This is a genomic window from Paenibacillus sp. AD87 (genome assembly GCF_001659845.1).
Classification (GTDB): Bacteria; Bacillota; Bacilli; order Paenibacillales; family Paenibacillaceae; genus Paenibacillus; species Paenibacillus marchantiae.
In genome coordinates this window covers 2122253-2143019 of the sequence record NZ_LXQN01000007.1, presented here as the reverse complement: position 1 = coordinate 2143019, position 20767 = coordinate 2122253, and the positions used below count along the sequence as shown (strand labels likewise).

Below are 20767 nucleotides of genomic sequence, written 5' to 3'. Positions count from 1 at the left end.
GTAATCGGAATATGTTCTTGTCCATTCAGGCAATCGGTACAAGTTCTTCTCCTTGGCTCGGGACACGAACTTGTACCAACCTTCATATCGTGCATTCCCCTAATAACGCAGTGTACAGTCCTGCAGGACCGGACCGCCGCCCACAATTGTTAGATCATATAATACAGTCATCTTCGTCCTGTCCTTCTCCTGTTTTGTCTTGTTTGTATTGGTTACGTTCAAGAGGCTTGTGTCGCATACAATCGTGCATAAATACCTCCGCTATGCAGCAGTTCCTCATGCGTACCCATCTCGGCGATCTCTGTACCCTCCAGCACAACGATCTGGTCGGCATGACGGACCGTCGATAGCCGATGGGCAATCACCAGTGTTGTGCGATCCTTCGATATTTCATCCAGTGCCTGTTGGATCTCTTGCTCGGTCTTGGTATCAAGCGCCGATGTCGCTTCATCCAGAATGAGGATTGGTGCATTGCGCAGAATCGCCCGTGCTATCGAAAGGCGCTGTTTCTGCCCTCCGGACAAACGCACACCGCGTTCACCAATTACCGTATCGTAGCCTTGCTCCATCTGAGATATAAATTCATGTGCTTTAGCTGCTTTAGCTGCGGCAATCACATCTTTCCGGGTCGCGTCCTTCCATCCATAAGCAATATTGTCATACACCGAGCCATCAAACAGGAACGTATCCTGCAGCACCATTGAAATATTGTTACGCAGGCTGGAAAGCGTCACATCACGAATATCGATGCCATCCACTCGAATCGATCCCGCCTGCGGGTCGTAGAATCGGTTAACGAGACTGGCCAATGTCGACTTACCTACTCCTGTGGTGCCTACAAGCGCTACTGTCTTTCCATGATCAATGGTCAGGTTCAGCCCCTCTAGTACAGGCGCACCATCTTGATAAAGAAATGTGACATCTTGAAAGGAGATCTGTCCTTGTACACGCGGCAAATGGACTGCGTTTCGCTTCTCCTTTATGTCTTCCTCTTCTTCCAGCACATCATATACCCGTTTAAGGCCAGCGGAGGCTCGCCCGGCCATTTCCACCAAGCCGGAAAAAGACTTTATCGGTTGATAAAACATACCCAGGTAGGCGATGAATCCGATGATATCAGCAATGCTTACCTCGCCTGTTGCCATCAATCTGCCGCCCAGTATCACGACAAATACAGTCCCCAGTGTGGTCACAAATGCCAACAAAGGCAAAGAGGTTTCATAGAACAAACTGGCGCGTAAATAGGTCTTCGAATATTTCATAGCCAGACGAGAAACGTTGCCTCGCTCCTCCTCCTGTCGATTGAAAATTTGGATTTCTTTCATGCCCGATAAATTTTCCTGCACCTTTCCAGCGATATCTCCCCGAGCTTGGGAACTCTCTCCCCACAGCGGCGACAAGTGCTTGCTTTGCCATACCGTGATTACAAGCAGCAACGGAATCGTGATCAGACTGATCAGTGCCAGCTTCACATTGATCGTCAAGAGCAGGATGCCTACTCCGATAAAGGTCAGTCCGTTAACGATAAAGTCAGGTATAGCATGGGCAATGAAAATTTCCGCTTCCATCGCATCATTCACAACGCGCCCGGTCAAGTCACCCGTCCGGCTTCGATGGAAATAGCGCAAACTCATCTGCTGATATTTGCTATACAATCTTGTTCGTAAATCCGCCACGTAATGAAGTGCGGCATAATGGTTCATATAGCCTGCCAGTGATGTTCCGATGGCTTGCAAACAGGTGGCTCCAAGTAGCAATAAACCAATCTTCAATGCTTCTGCGGCAAACTGACTGCTACCTTCGGTTGCCAATTGTGTCAACGAACGGAGCGCCCAGGGCAAATAAAATCCGGCAATTGTGGCCAGCACGACACCGACAAATCCAATGCCTAACTGCATCCAGTATTTTCGTGCGCCCAGCAGGACACGCCATGCGATTTTCATGTGGCTATCTTCTCCTTCTGCTCCTTATCATTTAAGAATCCTTGATCCGCCCCTTGGTCTCTACGCTTATCACGCAATATCTCGTACGTCACATACACCGGTCGCCCCGTTCGTGGTTCCAGCATAATTTCGGCATCGATGGCAAACACCTCACGTAGCGTCCGTGCCGTCATTACGTGCTCTGGCGAGCCATGCTCCACCACCTGACCATCACGAATCGCCACCATATAGTCGGAGAAGCGTGCTGCCAGATTCAGGTCATGCAGCACCATCACAATCGTAACCTGCTGACTGCGATTCAGTTCATAGAGCAGCTCCAGCACTTCAAGCTGATGTGCCAGGTCCAGATAGGTGGTGGGTTCATCCAGCAGGATCAGATCGGTCTGCTGGGCGAGTGCCATCGCAATCCATACGCGCTGACGTTGACCGCCAGAGAGCGTATCGACCTCGCGATGCTCAAACGCTGTAAGCTGTGTAACTGATAGGGCCCAGGCAACTACTTGCTTATCCTCTTTGGAGAGCTTGCCGAAGCCCCGTTGATGAGGAAAACGCCCATAGGCCACTAATTGACCGACCGTCAAACCGCTCGGTGCAGTAGGCGTCTGCGGCAGAATTGCCATCTGCTTGGCCACTTCTTTGGTGGACAGTGTGCAAATATCAGCACCATTCAGATAAACCGTGCCATTTTTCGTCTTGAGCAGCCGACCGACTGCCTTTAGTACGGTTGATTTTCCGCAACCATTGGGGCCAATAATCGAGGTAATCTGTCCACGCGGAATCTGCAAATCCAGTTCTTTTACGATAAGCGTGTCATTATAGGCAATATCGATTTGTTGCGCTGTAATACTCTCCATGACGTCCTCCTAATTGGCCTTCGATAGTAAATAAAGAAAGTACGGAACACTGATGACCGTAATGACGATTCCCGTCGGCACATCTCCCCCCAGGCTAACCGTGCGCGTAATTGTGTCAGCCAGCACCACGACTAATCCACCGGTCAGGCTGGCAGCCGGAACGAGCAATTTGTGATCGGGCCCGACCAGTTTTCTTGCCATATGCGGAGCGATCAAACCAACGAAGAAGAAGCTTCCTCCCACGGCCACACTGCCAGAGGATAAAGCAACAGCAGCGATCGACAACCCCAAAAACTGCCGCTTCACGGCAAGACCCAGCCCTTCTGCCGTCTGATTGCCCAGATGGAGGGTGTTGAGCATGCGAGACTTGTAGAAAATATAGCCGAGTAAAATGATGACCCATGGTGCCAGTACGGAAATATAGCGCCAATCATCGCCCCACAAGCTTCCCGCCAGCCAGTGCAGCATGAAATCCATCTGCGAATCATTCAGCTTGAGTGTCAGGAAGGTGGTCAGCGCTTCATACCCGCTACCGAGCGCGACCCCGGTTAAGATCAAACCGATTGACGAGATATCTCGCCCACGGCGATTGGATAATAAGAAGATCAATCCCGCCGCCAACAATCCACCAACAAAGGCCAGTAGTGGCAGGGCAATAAAGGAGCCCTTTCCTGTCGATGCGATAAATACGACAAAGAACAATACAAACAAACCTGATCCCGAACTAATCCCCAGTGTCCCCGGACTAGCCATGTCATTGCGCAGCAAACTCTGCATCACGACCCCAGCCGCTCCCATTCCCAGACCTACCAAGATCGACAGTGCGATTCGTGGCAACCGAAAATCAAACACGATCAGATTTTGCTTGTCGGTGCCGTTTCCCACGAGAACATTCAACACTTCTAGCGGTGAAAGATTCATCTTGCCAGAATTCATGCTAATGATAGCAAACATAAGGATGAGCACCATAAGCACTACATTGATGATGATGCCCCGTTGAATCGTATAACGCTGCTTGATCATTCAGATTCCCTCCTTTGTCTGCGAGCCAGGAAGAGAAAGTACGGGACACCAATGATAGAAAATATAATGCCAATCGGCGTTTCGAACGGCTTATTGATCAAGCGTCCAGCCAGATCGGCTGACACGGTCAGCAACGCACCATATAGCGCAGCCGCCGGAATAATGTAACGATAGTCGACACCGACCATGTATCGCACAATATGTGGGGTAATCAGACCAACAAAACCGATCGGGCCAACCACGACAACTGCCAATCCAGTCAGCACGAGCACAATAATCGTCGATAATCCCTTGACCAGTCCGCTACGAATACCGAGTCCACTTGCCACATCATCCCCCAAACTGAGCAGTGTAACAGAAGGAGATAGCGCCAGCGCCAGCAGTACACCACCAACAAATAGCGGTGAGATCATCAGCAATTCCCCCCACTTGACCCCTGCTGTACTGCCTGCTGTCCAGAATGTCAATGCTCGACCCAAGTTATAATTGATCGCTAAATACTGACTGAGTGCACCAAATAGCATGGAGATGGACAGTCCTGCCAGTACCAGCCGCTGAGGCGTCATCCCGCGCTTGCCCATTGACGCGATGAAGTAAGTGATTCCGGTCGCGAGCGCTGCTCCCAGACAAGCAAACAGCATCATCTGCCCATACGAATAACCCGGCAGAAAGGCCAGGCAAAGAGCAATCGCGAATGCTGCCCCAGAGCTGATCCCCATCAGCCCGGAGTCGGCCAGCGGATTGCGCGTCGTTCCCTGCATAATAGCCCCGCATACCGCAAGGCTGCACCCGACGATCAGATCGGCTACGGTACGCGGAAGACGTAGGGTTTGAATAATGTGATGCTCAGTGAGCGTTGGATCAAATCGGAAAATAGCCTCCCATGCAGTCGCTAACCTCATGTCGGCGGCGCCGAAGCTAATCGACGCCGCCGACATGAGAACCGTTAATCCAAGCCCTACCACCATGTACATGGTGAAGTTCACCGCCCCACGGCGTTTTTGTTCAGGCTTGTTTTTCATCACGTTTTCCTTTCCTTACCTACTGACAGATATTTGTAAATTGGAGTACTTCTTTATACCTCGTCAAAACTCTTATTTAGCCATTGCCAGCAATTGATTTACAATATGATCAATCAATGCACTGGAAGTCATTATATCCGTGGACCAAGATAACGATGTCCCCACCGTTACGATCCGATTATGTTGCACAGCAGGTAGCGATTTCCAGACCGTATTATCAGTAGGAACTTTCGTATCTCCTATAGCGATTAGATAATCCCCTATGTAAGCAGCCAAGACCTCCATAGAGATATCTCCCCAATATTTATCTGGGTCAATAATATCAGTTTGAACTTTCGACGGTGCCTTCATTTTAAGTTCATTATAAACAAGGTCGCCAACCGCATGCTTGGCTCCAGCGATGTAGTTACTTTTATCACTGAATTCCCCCATAGTAATTGTCACGTCTGAAAGACCTGCATTCTGAAGGGCTAGCTTCGCTTCTTCGATTTTTCCGGCATAAGCACTCAAAACAGCCTTAGCCTCTTCCTGCTTGTTCAAAACATCGCCTATAAAATGTATCCGTTCTTCTGTAGTCATATCACCATAAGGGACATAAATTGTCGGGGCAATTTTGGATAAATCTTCATAATTTTCATCGCCCCATGCTAAAATGATCAGATCAGGCTCAAGAGTCATGACATCTTCCGGCTCCATAGCTATTTTAATGGAGTCTGTAATCCGGTTAGCAAAAACAGCCTCTTTCCCGTCCCTTGCCGCTCTCGCCACACCTAGTGGAGTTACACCTAGAGCCACTACATCACCAACTAAATAATCGACTACAACACGCTGAGGGTTGTTAGGCACCTTGACGTCACCCTTAACTGTGGATATCGTTCTCGTCTGCGAAACTGCTTCTGAAGCTTTCGTATCCGATACTTCCGATTGTGTTGTCTGTTGTGTCTGCGCAGGGATTGGATTCACCGTTCCCCCGTTATTCGATGGCGTTCCCGACGCACATGCCGACAATAAAAACATCAAGCTCATTGCCGCCGCCAAGATCATTTCTTTACTCCTTACTTTTCCAAACATAGTTGATTCCCCTTCTCTATAAGACTGGACTAGACCCGCTAGTTCCCTCTCATAGTAAGTAAAATGAGAATCATTATCAATACCATCAACCTGCATGGATAGTGCGTTTATTTTCCGATAATCACTTGGCGTCATCTTGTAATACTTCTTAAACATCCGAAACAGATTTTTCTCATCTGTAAAACCAGTTCCTGTTGCAATCTCTTTAATGGTTGCTTCTGTATGCTTCAAGTCATGACAGGCAGCCTCAATCCTTTTCTGAATGAGGTACTCCTGTAAGCTCATCCCTTCCTTCTTTTTGAACAGCCGCGTCAATTGCCCACCACTGATCCCAAACATATCGGCAATTTCTTGAAACATAATCGGCTGCATGTAATGCTTATCGAGATATATCTTGGTAGAACAGGCTGGATCTGGCTGGAGATACCGAATCTCACCACTCTCAAAATCTCTGTATACCCCATGAACCAATTGATATAGAAAACTTTTGGCCTGCAGCTGATCCATCGCCTTGCCGCGTTTCCAGCCATTCATCAACTGTTGAAACCAATCGAGTAGCAAGATAGGATTACTTGGTGTATAACCAAACTGTTGAACAAATGGATTCACTTCCTCCAGTAATTGCTGCAGGTGCCTCTTGAAAAAAAGAGGTGATTCTGCTTTATAGAACACCATAAAGGTCTTCACAATCTCCCCTTTAGGCGAAATACTGAACAGGCTCCCTTTCCCGCCGTGAACTAAACCGAAGCGTTCCATTCCAAATGTGGTTTCATTCAGTTGAATTTGCGCTTCTCCTCCATATGCATAGATAAACATGCTACTAGGCATTTTATACTGCTCCAAAGGGGTTTGGGACGCTACATTCTGAAAGCGTACATCTATTAATGTAATGATCGAACGTGTCCAAATACGGGCCATCGTATCGATCATCTCCGGTGTAAATACCTGGCTTGCTTCTGCTTCTTCTTGCATCTATCCGCGCTCCCTTATCACACTTTTTCTATATATCAGCCATTAATTGATATTGATTATCAATATCATAATTCATGAGGTAAGTATATCATCATTAAGTGATATTGGGGGAGCAGGCAACGGAAACTAAAAAAACTGACGCCGGTAGAGTACCGATGCCAGTTTGCCGTCTAGGTTCTTTTTCAATGTCTACAAAATGGGGACTTGGCAAGTACCGCGAGAGGACTCAAACCTCCACGATATCCCAAACAATTTTGAGTATTTCTCGGGTTAAGCCATTAAAAATATAGCCGTCGCAGAAATCATCAAATGATTGGATATTACATCGAGTCAGTGCAACGACGATTCCCGTCCTATCCTTGCCTGCCGCACAATGTATAATCGTCGGACGAGGAAGCATGGCCGATAGAACCTCAATAGCCACCAGCAAGTTCGTGTCGCAATGAAGATGGAGAACAACAGCCTACGTGCGGCTGCATCATTGTGGACAGCAGCTGCAAGTTGCCAAAGTGCAAGGTCCATTTCCGTAGTCGGATTGTTGGGCACGCCACGTATACGGCAGTGATTTCGGAGGCACCCGCAATATGAGGGAGAAGCCTAGTATACATTCCTGTTGCAAAGTAACAGGATATTCTTGTGACATTTTGTTTACATGTTGATCAAACTTTCGCGACAACTGCTCGATATAGTGGGAAAGTATGGATATACAAGGTTAAGCAATTATTGCACCTAAAAACAATTAAGGAGGAATTGGAATTGTCAGTTAGTTTGCAGTCGTCGGATGAATCCGACAATAAAATCGTGCCCGATCTCAAGGAAAAGCCAACACCTAAACATTCGCGTGGGGTAGGACGTCTTATCGCGCTTGATGCAGCGAGAGGTTTGGCTGTTATCGGAATGTTTTTGCAGCATTTTGCCTTAAATGAAAGGAATGCCTTCGTGTCTGGTAACACGACGCTGTTGTTTGTTCTCTGTGGCGGTATCTCCTTCTCTATTATGGCTCAACGTGTGCAGGAGCGTGGAACGGATGCAACCGCTTTTCGGTCAAAAATGCTTGCTCGGGCAGTATTCATCGATCTGATCGGATATATGCTCATTCTCCTGAACACCCCTTATGGTATCATTCTTCCTGCCTACGCAGCCTTGTTCGTGCTGGCGTTAACACTGGTTTACCGTTCGACTCGCGTACTTGTGTACACCACGCTTGCCTTGATGTTTTTGGCTCCTCCACTCATGCTTATGGGAATGAGCGTCATATCGGATGCATTTTTACTTCAAGATATTGCTGGTGGCCCGATGTCTGCTCTCGCACTTACCCCTGTTTTTGTTGCAGGAATGGCGATTGCGCGTTTCAACCTCACCAACAAGCGAACAGCAATGTCAATTGCAATCTGTGGTTTCATTATGCTCGTTATCGGTAAAGTACTGGGTGCTTACCTTCTTCCAGACCTAAGATTATCCTTTGAGTCGTGGCTCCTTAGTGTTCAAGGTTCAAACGCCAGCCCGCCTGACCCATATGCCATCTGGCCGCTAAATGCAGATCCGCCGCTCTGGCTAATGCTTCTACAAACAGCTCCGCATACCGCATCAACGTTCCAAACGCTTATCGGACTTGGTATAGCATCTCTAGTCGTAGGACTTTTGTTTCTGGTACCGAAAAAAATGACCGTTCTCTTAACTCCTTTTGCAGCAGTCGGGCGCGTGGCCCTCACGATGTATGCTTTACAGTTTGTCGTGGTTTGGGTACTTACCCTCTTGGAAATTGATTACGGCCTAGGTGAAATCCCATTTGGTGACCTGCTCGTCATCGTGATAACAGTGGGAATCGGTTGGATTATTGCACGTTTACCCAATGGTCCACTGGAATCACTTATGCGACGTTTCGACCAGATATTCAGTTCCTCCGGAACAGCACCGACACCCAAATAAAAGCCCTAATGAATCTATCATAAATTCTGTCCGAAAAGTCCACCCTTGGGTGGGCTATTTATTATGTTCAAATAGCGTCAAACTCTGAACCACGACTGTACCTACCTCCCACCCTGTAGTCTTCAAGTCAACGTGCGAAAGGGCCAGATCTATCCAGAAACAGCAAACGGATTAATGAGCTATACTTGAGATGCATATCATGGAAATCTTTTTAGATCCCATTAAAAACGTCATAGGTCCCGTGATACAACGTACTCACTCAGGGAGAGTCCGCTCAGTGATACGCTTTTGGAAGACATTGGAGTTTTCCTGGGGGCTTTAGCTTTTCTTTTTGAGCAATATGCAGTAAACCCCACTCGAATTCAAATGGGGTTTACTACGCAATGGCGCGGTTGGGCTCAAAACGATTTCTGCCTGCACCTTATCTTTTTCCCATGCCTCCGGTCCCTAATTCATTATTGATGTGCTGAGTCCCCTTTTTCATCGGGATCTGGCTCATCGGCTTCAATAATATTCCGAACATACTCTTTTAGATCATCGCTGCTTGTTACACTCAGTACCGCTGCTTTTCCAACATAGGTTTCCTTGAGCAACTTCATTGGCGGGATTTGTTCACTTGCCTCCACCTTGCACTTATATCCGACCGATGCCAATTGCCACATGTTGTTAACCGACAGATTTGTATCAATATACGGACTGATTTCTTCCAGTATGGACGGCAGCTTCATGATGGACGTTGTGCTTTTCATTTTTTCGACGATGGCATCGGTGAAATCACGCTGGCGCTTCGTTCGAGAATAATCGGACAGGGCATCATGACGAAAACGAACATACTGAAGTGCTGTCTTCCCGTCTAAATGCTGCTCTCCTTCTTTCAGGTTAATATCGTACTCATGCTTATCAGCGTTACTCTTATAGATCATGTCCTTCTCGACATGAAAATCAACTCCTCCTACAGCATCCACAAGTTTGATGAATCCCTGGAAGTCTGTGTACACGTAAAATTGGATCGGAATACCAAGCAACTCACTTACAGCACTCATGGCCGCCTTAGGTCCATGCGTAATCGCAGTGTTAATGCGGTTTTTGCCATAATCCGGGATATCGGTATAAGTGTCACGGAGAATAGAGAATACATGGATACGCTTATGCACAGGATCTAAGGAAATTACCATCATGCTATCAGATCTGGGGATCTCGCCTTTTTTGTTTCCGCGAGCATCTACTCCCATTAATAAAATATTGACTGCCTCTGTGCCTAACCACTTCGGAGGTTCTACGACTTTCTCATCGTTTTCCATCCCCTCAAAAAAGGGGGAGTTTTCCGAAGTTTTACTTAAGCCTTCCAACCCTTTATAAATAGACAAGAAATAATAAAGCCCAAAAGCGACAAATGCAAACAGAATGATGAGTAGTATGGCTGCGATTTTTCTCTTTTTTAGCGACATGTGTTACTCCTTTTTTTCGTCTTCGTTTGTAAAATTCAACTTACTTTTCCTGCAAGCCCTGTATGAGAAGTGAAGCAAAAAATCTGCTGCCATCCGGCTTTAGGTGCACCCCGTCTTTGTAAAAATAATCTTCTTCCCCTTCGCTCGCTGCATACCAATCCAATACTTTTGCATTATCAAATTCACTAACAACATCCTTAATGTTCGAATTCACGGTATCTTGCCATCTTTTTGGAACTCGGGTTGTCATGACTAGAACCTGCTTTGTTTCAGCAAGGGATGCCAACAAACTGCGAAGTTGATCTTTTGAGAACGGACCGTTGGTTCCAAGTTCTATAATGATGTGGTCTCCCAATTTTCCTTGTGCACTTAATTCTTCTATTACTGTTCTGGCCTGGGACATCTGTCTGCCGACCTTTCCTTCAACAGTTATTTTCGGGAGCATTTCCTTCAGGTAGGGCTCAACTCCAACAATCACAGAGTCTCCTATGACCGTAACTCCTTCCCCGCTGATTGACGCAGATTCCGAATGTTCAGCCTCTTTCGTATTCATGTCGTTCTTGGGTTGAGACTGAGTTAAGTTCGGGGCATCCTTGAATGATTCAAAGGATTGAGTATTCGTTTTTTCTTGTTCACTTTTGGAAGAGGCCTGTGAGTGAAAGCCCAAATATCCCAGGGCAAAGATCAGGAGAGCAAGCCCAGACACCATACATATATTTCTTTGTTTCATCTTTCATTTCATCCTTTCTTTCATTTCTCTTGGTATGGTTAACTATGAGTTTTGTTTGAGCTGTTCAACCAGTAGAGAGGCATAATAGCGAGCTCCTTCCGGAGTTAGATGAACACCATCGTGGGCAAATAACTCACTTCTGTTCTCACTGGCAGAATACCAATCAATAATTTTTACATTCTGATATTCATTTCCAACTTCTTTCAAAGCATCATTGACAGTATTCTGCCAACTTTTGGGCACCCTTGTGGTTACGAGATAAATCTGCTTGGTCTGTAAAGAATCCAGCAAAGATCGAAGTTTACTTTTGTTAAAGACTCCATTGCTTCCCAGTTCTATGATGATGTGGTCTCCTAATTGTCCTTTTGCTCGCAGTTCATCCACAACTTCTTGAGCACGCGACATCTGTCTACCAACCTTGCCGTCAACCACGATGCCGGGAAGCAACAATTTCACATATGAATCCACATCCAATGTAAGGGAATCACCAATAAGCGTGATGCCCTCCCCTTCATTGGGTGGATTGACGAATGCATCGTCATGGCTCGTTTGTTGATTGTCATCAATGAATTGCTGATTATGATTGTTGCTTGGCTGATCGTCATTTTGCACGGTATTTTGAATGCTCACAGGTTGATCCAGCTCAGGTTGAACCTTGGTTGCATTGGTTATCCAGGATTGAGCGATGAAGAAGGCGATCAGCGTTACACTCAACCCGATCATTGGTTTAAATCGATCATGACGCCAAATATCACGCCATTTCGTAAGGAAATGTCTCCTGCGAATCGGTTCTTCAATGAACTCGTACGATAAAATGGACAACACTACAATGATGGTCAGACGCAGTAAGATCTGTGTAAATCCAAGCCCTTCACTACTCGCATCTGGTCGCATTAAAATTATGACGGGATAGTGCCAGATATAGAGGCTATAAGAATGCTTACCAAGCCAAGTCAGTGGTCGACATCCAAGGATTTTGCCCAGACGGCTGGCCGGATGTACCAACGTTGCAATAATTACCGCCGTGACCAAGGATAGATAGAGAAAACCGAACTGGTACAACGAATCATCATACTCATTCGTACGATGAATCAGTATGACTAACACGAGCAATCCTAACGCGCCGATCATATCAAGCGTTGTACGCGCTGCAGGTGAAATCTTCTCGTTCAGCTTCCAGCTCGACCATCCAACCGCCAAGGCGGCTCCAATCAGTATGGCGAAGGCCCTGGTGTCTGTCCCGTAATAAACTCTGCTAGGATCTTCTCCTGGCACATACTTTAGAGTCATGGCCATCGCCGATATGGAAGCCAATACCAAGATGCTCAACAGCAGCTTCCCACGCCGCGGTGCAAACCTTATGCCGATGAACAGTAAGATGGGCCAAGCGACGTAAAACTGTTCCTCGATGGAAAGTGACCAGAGATGTCCAAAAGGCGAAGCAGGACCAAAACTCTCAAAATAGGAAACTTTATGAAATATGAGATACCAGTTATTCACGTAAAAAACAGAAGAGATAAAATCTCCTTTTAGTGACAGGAGTCTATCAGGGTTCGTAGCCATTAACCACAACGCAACCAGAATGAACATGCTTAACATAGCAGGCAATAGTCTACGAAACCTTCTCATCCAAAAGTTCCAAATCGCTACGTTTTTATTCACTTTCCACTCCATTAGTAGCTGATCCGTGATCAGGTAGCCGGACAGGACAAAAAATACGCTTACTCCCAGTAATCCGCCTTGCGCCCATTTCAAATCAAAATGGTAAGCAATGACAGCCAGGACAGAAATGGCTCGTAAACCATCGATTCCAGGCATATAACGCTTCTTCGGTTGATCCAGTTTCCCACTCATTATGTTTCATTCCTTGTCTGTATATGGGCTATATCTCTTTAATTAATATAATCAGTGGATGTCGCCAAAGTTTGATCAAGATGTAAACAATTTGTCATAACAGATACATCCTTGTTGACAAAGAAAAACCCTTCTTACGGATAATGGTCCGTAAAAAGGGTTTTTGAATGGAGTGATGCTACTCGAATTCGATAATGAATGAAGGGCCCTCTGTGGAATCATTTTGAATGATTTTCGGATTCGCAAATATCTTGGGCCCTTGAAGAAACAAACTTGTATTTTCCAAATTCCATTTCATATTCACCGGTACAATACCATGGTAAACGGGCTCATTGTACAGCACATTTCTTCCTTGCATTTTGCCGACATAAACAACATCTTCATCTTGTAGCGAGTATGCAATAAATTTTTTGTCTGGAGAGAATTCAAATACAGTCACTCTTTCCAGAATAACGGAGAGCTCACCGTTTCGCAGATCGTATTCGTACAGCGTGCTGTCACTTCCCAGAAAAGAAAACTGATCATTCCCGATCCAGGTCATCTGATTTTCTCCAATTTGGCGTTTGTACTTGGGCTCAAAGTGATCATCTATCAGTTTGCCAAGTACAATGGTTTTCTTGCCCGAATGATTGGAATCATACAGCGTAATTAATCCACTGCGGCCATCATTGGATACTTGAACGCCAAGAAGCGTTTCACCCTCTTTGAATTCATTTAGTGCGTAAGATTTGGTTACCCTAGATTTCGTGTCATAGATCCGCAGGCTGTTTTTTTCTCTTTCAGCGGCGTCCAAGATCAGATAACTTATATATTTGCTGTTGTCAGACCAGGACATGTCCTGCAAGTACTTCTGACCTTTCGAGTTGAATGTATCGATCTCCGTCTCTTTCCCATCCTTTATGGAAAGTAATTTCAAACTTGCAACGGTTCTCGTCATGCGAATATCAGCCACATGGTTACCGTCCGGCGAAAGCGCCATTCGGGTATTATTTATTTTGATCTCCGTCATCTTTTCACTTTGTTCATACGGATGGGTCAATCGTTTAAGCAAGAAACTTTCAGGCGAGCCTGCAGTCCTGAATGCACCAACAAGCGAGTCGGTTGAGGTCCAGCCCATCCAATACCCCGTATCAGCATTTTCATCTGACAAGCGATAGATATTTTTGACTTGAACCGGACTTGAGTCCTGAGGCGCTTGATCAATCTCTTCGTTGTCGTTTATAACAATAGTTTCGCTTTGTATTCCGGTGCTGCAGCCTGACATCAGAAGGAAAAACAGAACAATCATGATTAACCCCCGTCCACCATATTTAGCCATGACTGTTCCTCTCCTTTGCCGATTTTAAACGGTTAAATTCTACAGTAACTGTGGTATGGTTATCCTGGCTGACGATGGAAATTGAACCTTCCATTTCATCCACTATTGATTTGACGATACTTAACCCCAGCCCGATGCTGCCCTCTTCTGAATCCTTGGGATAAGCCAGATAGAATGGTTCAAACAGCTTAGAGAGCTGTTCGGCATCGATTGGATCACTTGGATTGTAAATAATAAAACGGACTTTCCCGTCCACATGAAGACCTTTTACCACTATTTCCGAGAAGTCCAAACTATATTTGATTGCATTGTCCAGCAGATTAATGAAGAGTTGACGCATTCTGTCTTTCTGTGCCATCACATATAATTCGTTCTCAAGATTGAATGTAATTGTTTTTTTATAGCGCTGAGCACGAATAACCATCGAATCACAAACAGCCCGAAGTACAGATCCCGCTTCAACTTTTTCCAGTTCATACGCCTGACCCCGCGAAACCTCTAGGAGCTTCAATACCATCGTATGTAGACGCTTGCTCTCTTCGATGATGTGATTGGTGCCTTTTTCAAAAAACTTTGGGTCACGCTCTCCGTTTGCTTTGATTAACTCGGCATACCCCAAGATTGACGTTAAAGGGGTTTTGAGTTCATGAGTAATGTTGTCGAAGAAACGTTTTTCCTGCTCATTCAGTTCTATTAGTTGATCTCGATCTTTTCGGATGATGTTAATCTGCTGACTGATTTGATAAACCATATCATTGAAATTTTCGGCGAGCCGGCCAATTTCGTCCTTGCGTTTAAATCGGATGCGAATATCCAGATTCCCATTTTTCACCTCGGACGATGCTTGGGTAAGTTTACCAAGCGGAAGCGTGATATGTCTGGATAGAATGTATGAAAAGAGAAAGGCTGCTGCAAAAATCGCCAACGTAATGTAGAGCGTAATATCCAGAATTCGATTACTTTGTTGGAACATTAGAGTAAAATCTTTGGAAAATCGCAAAATGCCAACTTTGGACCCATCAATGACCACAGGATACGAAAACAATACAGATGTTTGGTTCTCACCGGAACGAATGGTAAATGCTGTCTTGCCGTCAACTGCTTCTTCCAAATCGTTTTTCTCCAGCAGAGTAAACGTTGACTTATCCGAAGCATATAGCAATTCGCCCTGCACAGTATATACGCCAACGCTGTTTCCACTGGCATGCTTCAGGTTTTTTCCCAGTTCCTCGGCCATCTCTCCGAAATACAGTTCATTATTTGAAAAGTGATTAATCAGGAACGCTTGACGGACGTAAACGTTGCTGTTGTTTTTAAGCCCTACCAACTCGGTCGTAATCAAACTTTGATTGCTTGTTCGAATGAACTCCTTCACCGTTTGATTCAATACGACAAAAGAAAAGGAGAAAATTAATAGAAATCCGAGCAGAAATTTAAGGCTGATTTTACGTATCAAGCTTAATCACCTGTCTTCTTGAACTTGTATCCGATCCCGAATACCGTCACGATATATTCCATGGCTTCGAGTTTTTTACGAAGGCGCTGGATATGTGTATCGACTGTACGGGTATCCCCTGCAAAATGATATCCCCATACCACGTCAAGCAATTCGGAACGCGTAAAGGTTCTCCCTGGATTCCTGACCAGTGTCATGAGCAGATCATATTCTTTAGGAGTTAAATCAACGGATTGATTGTTTTTTTTCACATCCCGTTCATTAGCATTTATTTTAACATCCTGAAAGTGAATTAAACCTTCATCTGAATCGTTTTTAACTCCGTAATTTGCTTGCTCAACGCGACGAAGAATGGTCCGGATCCGGGCTACTACCTCACGAAGATCAAAAGGTTTGGTAATGTAATCATCCGCGCCAAATTCAAGGCCAAGAACTTTATCAGTAATATCCGACTTTGCAGTAATCATGAAGATTGGTATATTAAACTCTGAGGTGACATTTTTACATATATCTAGCCCACTTTGATCAGGCAGCATCCAATCTAGAAGCAATAAATCAGGTTGAAACCAACGTATTTCACTCATTCCCGCTGCTCCATTTGTCGCAATTCGCGTTTGAAACCCTTCCAATGATAGTCCATATGAGAGTAAGTCCGCAATGGGTGCGTCATCTTCAATGATCAAAATTTTTGCGTTATTCATTATAATCCCCGTCTCTCTGATTACTTATGTCTTTTACCTTCAAGACATCGAATCCTATGTTAACGATTTGCGTAGAAATAATCAATTCAGATTGATTATTGACTGTTTTAACTACCGTTACATTAATGTCAGAAGTACAACTCGCCCAAGAAAAATTTCCCTTGCTTACCAGGAATCACTTTTGATTGTATGCTACACTGCGATTCATTCCGGTATTTCTATGCCTCATTTACCAAGATCGAAATTATAATGCTCTTTAGATAACAAGGATTTGGTTCTTTAAAACGAAAAAAGCCGCTATTTTAGCGACTTTGAAAGGAACAATGTTCTTGTCTCGCGACAATTTTGAACTTTTATATGAAGATTGCTTCGCTATTTTATTCTACACTCTTCTTGTACTCGGCTAACATTATATCCCAGTATTCTTTATCTGAGTCTGTGATCGTTCTATGAACTCTACAGGGATTACCAAGAGCTATAACATTTTCAGGAATATTTTTGGTAACAACAGAACCAGAACCAACAATACTCCCCTTGCCAATTGTTACACCTGGATTAATTACGACATCTCCTGCTATCCAAACATCATCCTCTATGACTACGGGTAAGGCATATTCTAATCCTGTATTCCTTACTTCTTTATCAATGGGATGAAGAGCAGTATAAATGCTAACTCTTGGACCAATGAATACGTTATTTCCTATATCAATCGTATTAAGATCTAAGAAAATACAATTGAAATTACAGAAAAAATTGTTTCCTACATTAATATGGGACCCATGACTACAATAAAAGGGTGGCTTTACTGTATAATTCTCACCTATTCTACCAAATAGATCTTTAATTAAGTCCTTTCTTAGTGAACTTTCCTCTTCTGAGGTTTGATTAAATAATCTAGACAGATACCGCCCTTTATTTTTCATCTCTTGGATCTGATCGTCCGTTTTATATAATTTCCCCTCAAGTAACCTTTGATATTGTTTAGTCACAATAAACTCAACTCCTTGTTAAATTGTTATTTAAGTATTTCAAAACCCAAACTTCTTCCACTCTCAAACGAACTGCCTCTTTCTTTATTTCTTCGCTGTATTGATTAAAAGTTTGGCCTATCTTTGCTGGAATAATAAAAAAATCTTGGCTTGTCGGATTATCATACATTTTTACAATGAGTTTTTCATTAATGAATGAATAACCACTTATTTAGAAAGTTGCTTTGGAGAAGTATACATGTTTTTTCTTAACATAATAAATGACATACTTAATACCAACGATAATACGCCCACTAATACAACGTATTGTATACCTAATCCTGAAATAACTAGTCCACCTACAGCTGTACCAATTGTTGTTCCTAAGTTAACGGATGATAAAAATAATCCATTAGCGAAATCAGGTGCTTCAGGAGCTGCAGATGAAATCCAAAATTGATTAATATTAGATCCTATACCGGCCAGTACTCCCCAAACAAAAGTAATAATAGCCATAGGTACAGTAAATTGACCTAATAAGAATAATATGATGTAAACAATCCCCAGTGCAAAAGGAAAGGATACTACAGACTTGATGGCATTCTTCGTAAGCAACTTCCCTGCTACAATATTTCCTATAATATTTGCCCCTCCGAATACGACTAACATAAAACTAATTGATTTGCCAGAGATATTTGTAACGGTTCTAAGATACTCAGCAAGATAACTATACACTCCAAATACCGCTGAATTTAGTGAAATAACAGCAACAATAGAAAGCCAAATCATTGGTTTTTTTAACACCGATAATTGAGCTCCGTAGGATTGTCTTTCTTTAACAGGCATGGAAGGGAAAAATACCAATATAGCGATAAATACAATAGCATTTACTAAGGCAAAAAATGACATTGATACTTGAAAAGAAACTGTACTAGCAAGAAAACTTGCAATTGGTACACGAAGTACCGTTTGTGCCTCCCAAAGCGTTTGATGGACTTAACAAATTAATTATCCCCTCACGCATGACACGCTGCACAACCTTACCTTATCGAAATTTCAACTGTATGTTGGCCAGAGCATTTTTAAATATTATTGACTTCTCCTCGTTAGAAATAAGCGTAAAATTTTTAGATAATTATCTAATCGGGAAGGATGCTCAACTTTGGAAAAGAACTTGGTTCCTTATAATAAAAAAGCCGCTAAAATAGCGGCTTTACAGGGCCATGCTCATGTCTCTCGACATATTGATTTTATAACATCCCCCTAAGTGCTTAGGTAATGGAGCTGGTACCATGTGTAATTTTCATTTTACTACATACCGAAGCTTTCGATATCCCCTTCATTGAGCACGGTAACGCAACCCATCTACAAGAAGAGAAACAATATTTTTTGCATGCTCTATATCATCGTTGTCTACTGCCGTACTTAGGCTTGCTACCGCCCACAACAATTCATCTGGTGTAATCTTGGCACGTACTTCATCTGCAGCTGTTGCTGTTTCAATCAAAGTCTTCAGAGCTGGACTTAATTCCTCTACAAAGCAAATAGGTAAGGTTTCGTATGCCGGATCGCTAGAATGTAGAGCTGCAGCGAGTCCGCGTTTAGTTGCTATGAACTCCAAGTAACGCAACAGCCATCGCTCTAGTGCCTCAACAGGTTTATATTTATCAGCTAAGTCTACCGCAGCATCTGCACAAGCATCGATCTCCTGACGAAAAACAGCTTCAATTAAGTCTGACCGTTGTGGAAAATGACGGTAAACAGTTCCAACCCCTACGCCAGCCTTATCCGCAATCTCACGAACTGGAGCGTCTACCCCCGAGGTTGCGAACACTGTCATTGCTGATTGGAGCAAGGCATTAATGTTGCGTTGTGCATCGGCACGCACGCTTCGAACTGTCTGCTGACGAGGCTCCAATCCTTCACTGCGATCTTCCGTTTTATCGTTCATATAAGTTATATCCCCCATAAGTTAATTCTATAGTACGTCAATGGAATTTAGCTACTGTCCTATTCTTCATATTAACAAGACATAATCATAGCTTCAAACTAAAGAGTATTCTATATTCAAATTGGACATTGAAACAGGGCCTGTAGAATCCCATCATTACATAATTCAATGTAATCTAATAATACTTTGGGTGTTAAAGGCTCATTGTCCATCATCTCTTTCAGGAGCTGTCTATTGCAATATACAGGGGAGTTTAATAAACACCTTGCAAGTGGAACATCGTTCCGTATATAATAGGAACAACGTTCCACTTAAGTTCTGTTATAACAGAACAAAGGCGAAATCATAAATATTGTTTTAAGAGAAAGGAAGGAATATTCAGTATGAAAATCAATATGAACGCTCCCTCTACCATCGTCTCTGTGAAGTCGATCGCACTAGAAGCCCCAGGTCGCGGTGAGGATTTGTTAGTGAAAATATCCGCCCCAACAACTGGAGGCAATTTGCCAATTATTCTTTTCGCACACGGTAATGGATCTTCGCTTGACGGCTATAGCCCTTTGACGGACTTCTGGGCTGCTCACGGTTTCGTGGTTATTCAACCTACGTTCCTCGATTCGAGAACGGTTGGCCTTACTCATGACGATCCTCGTAAACCACGGATTTGGCGTTACCGAGTCGAGGACATGAAGCGAATCCTAGATAATTTAGACCTTATTGAATCTGCCGTACCAGGTCTCAGTGGACGCGCGGATCGAAGCCGAATAGCAGCAGCTGGACATTCCTTCGGTGGCCAAACGGCGGGCAATCTCTTGGGATTGCGAGTCCTCGACCCAGAAACTAAGAAGGACGTGGACCTGTCTGACTCGCGCATCAAAGCGGGCGTGCTGTTTGCCACCGCTGGACAAGGTGGCGACAGCCTGACGACGTTCGCGGCCGAGAATATGCCGCACTTGAACGTGAGCTTCACGCACATGACCACACCCACACTTGTGATCGTCGGGGATCAGGACTACACCCCGCAAAAGTATCAGTTGACCGTCCGCGGCCCGGAATGGATGTCCGACCCCTACTTCTTAAGCCCAGGGTCCGAGAGCCTGCTCACCCTATTCGGTGCAGAACACTCACTTGGCGGAATTCTAGGTTATGAAGTTACGGAAACAACAGATGAAAATCCAGAACATGTCGCCTTAATTCAGCTGGTCTCATGGGCTTATCTTTGTCATGCGCTCGATATTGAACATGACAGCTGGTCGGCAGTTCAAAAGGCTTTGTCAGAAGATCCAAATCCAATCGGTCGAATTGAATTCAAGTAAACTTTAACAAGAGCTAGATACACTCCTTTAGCCACCTCTTACTGGTAATGGAGCGTATCTGCTTTACGTCTATACCCTAAAGGATAGTATACAGCGAGAGAGGGATGAAATCATTTCGGTCTGTATCCTAGATGTGGTCAAAAATTGCTCTATATATGATCGAGTTGGCGTCGCATAAGCGTTATATTGATTGCCTCCAAGACTGTGAAAA

The 20767-nt window shown here is 44.3% G+C and carries 16 protein-coding genes and 1 pseudogene; 2 read left to right on the top strand and 15 right to left on the bottom strand.

The annotated features are described in order from the left end of the window. Nucleotides 1-218 precede the first annotated feature (218 nt). From gpAD87_RS09575 to gpAD87_RS32965, 6 genes are all read right to left on the bottom strand, one after another. A complete protein-coding gene (locus tag gpAD87_RS09575; protein ID WP_064637814.1) occupies nucleotides 219-1943 on the bottom strand; it encodes an ABC transporter ATP-binding protein in 1725 nt (574 codons plus the stop codon). Further along, on the bottom strand, nucleotides 1940-2797 hold the full coding sequence (locus tag gpAD87_RS09570; protein WP_064637812.1) for an ABC transporter ATP-binding protein: 858 nt from the start codon (nucleotides 2795-2797) through the stop codon (nucleotides 1940-1942). The genes gpAD87_RS09575 and gpAD87_RS09570 overlap by 4 nt, the downstream gene beginning before the upstream one ends. Nucleotides 2798-2806: 9 nt before the next feature. Then, the gene (locus tag gpAD87_RS09565; protein WP_064637811.1) at nucleotides 2807-3820 is read right to left on the bottom strand and encodes a FecCD family ABC transporter permease; all 1014 of its coding nucleotides are present in this window, start codon (nucleotides 3818-3820) and stop codon (nucleotides 2807-2809) included. Beyond that, nucleotides 3817-4842 carry a FecCD family ABC transporter permease gene (locus tag gpAD87_RS09560; protein WP_064637809.1) on the bottom strand — a complete coding sequence of 342 codons (1026 nt, stop codon included), beginning with the start codon at nucleotides 4840-4842 and terminating at the stop codon, nucleotides 3817-3819. Before gpAD87_RS09560 ends, gpAD87_RS09565 begins: the two co-directional genes overlap by 4 nt. 72 nt (nucleotides 4843-4914) lie before the next feature. Continuing rightward, nucleotides 4915-6885 (bottom strand): AraC family transcriptional regulator, encoded by a 1971-nt coding sequence (locus gpAD87_RS09555; RefSeq protein WP_064637807.1) that lies wholly within the window; start codon nucleotides 6883-6885, stop codon nucleotides 4915-4917. Nucleotides 6886-7111: 226 nt separating this feature from the next. Then, nucleotides 7112-7285 carry a tyrosine-protein phosphatase gene (locus gpAD87_RS32965; RefSeq protein ID WP_082935057.1) on the bottom strand — a complete coding sequence of 58 codons (174 nt, stop codon included), beginning with the start codon at nucleotides 7283-7285 and terminating at the stop codon, nucleotides 7112-7114. Nucleotides 7286-7683: 398 nt separating this feature from the next. Here gpAD87_RS32965 and gpAD87_RS09550 point away from each other — a divergent pair, with 398 nt between their 5' ends. Then, complete coding sequence (locus gpAD87_RS09550) at nucleotides 7684-8814, top strand: DUF418 domain-containing protein (RefSeq protein ID WP_231952747.1); 1131 nt, start codon at nucleotides 7684-7686, stop codon at nucleotides 8812-8814. A 455-nt stretch (nucleotides 8815-9269) separates the two neighbouring features. Here gpAD87_RS09550 and gpAD87_RS09545 read toward each other — a convergent pair whose 3' ends face one another. From gpAD87_RS09545 to gpAD87_RS09505, 9 genes and pseudogenes are all read right to left on the bottom strand, one after another. Then, a complete protein-coding gene (locus tag gpAD87_RS09545; protein WP_064637804.1) occupies nucleotides 9270-10262 on the bottom strand; it encodes an LCP family protein in 993 nt (330 codons plus the stop codon). Nucleotides 10263-10302: 40 nt separating this feature from the next. Further along, complete coding sequence (locus tag gpAD87_RS09540) at nucleotides 10303-10992, bottom strand: SGNH/GDSL hydrolase family protein (protein WP_064637803.1); 690 nt, start codon at nucleotides 10990-10992, stop codon at nucleotides 10303-10305. A 42-nt stretch (nucleotides 10993-11034) separates the two neighbouring features. Continuing rightward, nucleotides 11035-12846 (bottom strand): acyltransferase family protein, encoded by a 1812-nt coding sequence (locus gpAD87_RS09535; protein WP_064637802.1) that lies wholly within the window; start codon nucleotides 12844-12846, stop codon nucleotides 11035-11037. A gap of 178 nt (nucleotides 12847-13024) precedes the next feature. Continuing rightward, a complete protein-coding gene (locus gpAD87_RS09530; RefSeq protein WP_064637800.1) occupies nucleotides 13025-14164 on the bottom strand; it encodes a hypothetical protein in 1140 nt (379 codons plus the stop codon). After that, nucleotides 14157-15620, bottom strand: coding sequence for a sensor histidine kinase (locus tag gpAD87_RS09525; RefSeq protein WP_064637798.1), 1464 nt, complete (start codon nucleotides 15618-15620; stop codon nucleotides 14157-14159). Before gpAD87_RS09525 ends, gpAD87_RS09530 begins: the two co-directional genes overlap by 8 nt. A 2-nt stretch (nucleotides 15621-15622) precedes the next feature. Next, nucleotides 15623-16321, bottom strand: a complete 699-nt coding sequence (locus gpAD87_RS09520; RefSeq protein WP_064637796.1) for a response regulator transcription factor — start codon at nucleotides 16319-16321, stop codon at nucleotides 15623-15625. A 377-nt stretch (nucleotides 16322-16698) separates the two neighbouring features. Then, nucleotides 16699-17310 (bottom strand): sugar O-acetyltransferase, encoded by a 612-nt coding sequence (locus tag gpAD87_RS09515; protein ID WP_064637794.1) that lies wholly within the window; start codon nucleotides 17308-17310, stop codon nucleotides 16699-16701. Nucleotides 17311-17517: 207 nt separating this feature from the next. Further along, nucleotides 17518-18264, bottom strand: a pseudogene (locus gpAD87_RS09510) (MFS transporter); the annotation flags it as partial. Between the two features lie 364 nt (nucleotides 18265-18628). Further along, nucleotides 18629-19240, bottom strand: a complete 612-nt coding sequence (locus gpAD87_RS09505) for a TetR/AcrR family transcriptional regulator (protein WP_064637792.1) — start codon at nucleotides 19238-19240, stop codon at nucleotides 18629-18631. A gap of 383 nt (nucleotides 19241-19623) precedes the next feature. On the opposite strand from gpAD87_RS09505, the gene gpAD87_RS09500 reads away from it, so the two are divergent. Next, the gene (locus tag gpAD87_RS09500; protein WP_064637790.1) at nucleotides 19624-20556 is read left to right on the top strand and encodes an alpha/beta hydrolase family protein; all 933 of its coding nucleotides are present in this window, start codon (nucleotides 19624-19626) and stop codon (nucleotides 20554-20556) included. Nucleotides 20557-20767 lie beyond the last annotated feature (211 nt).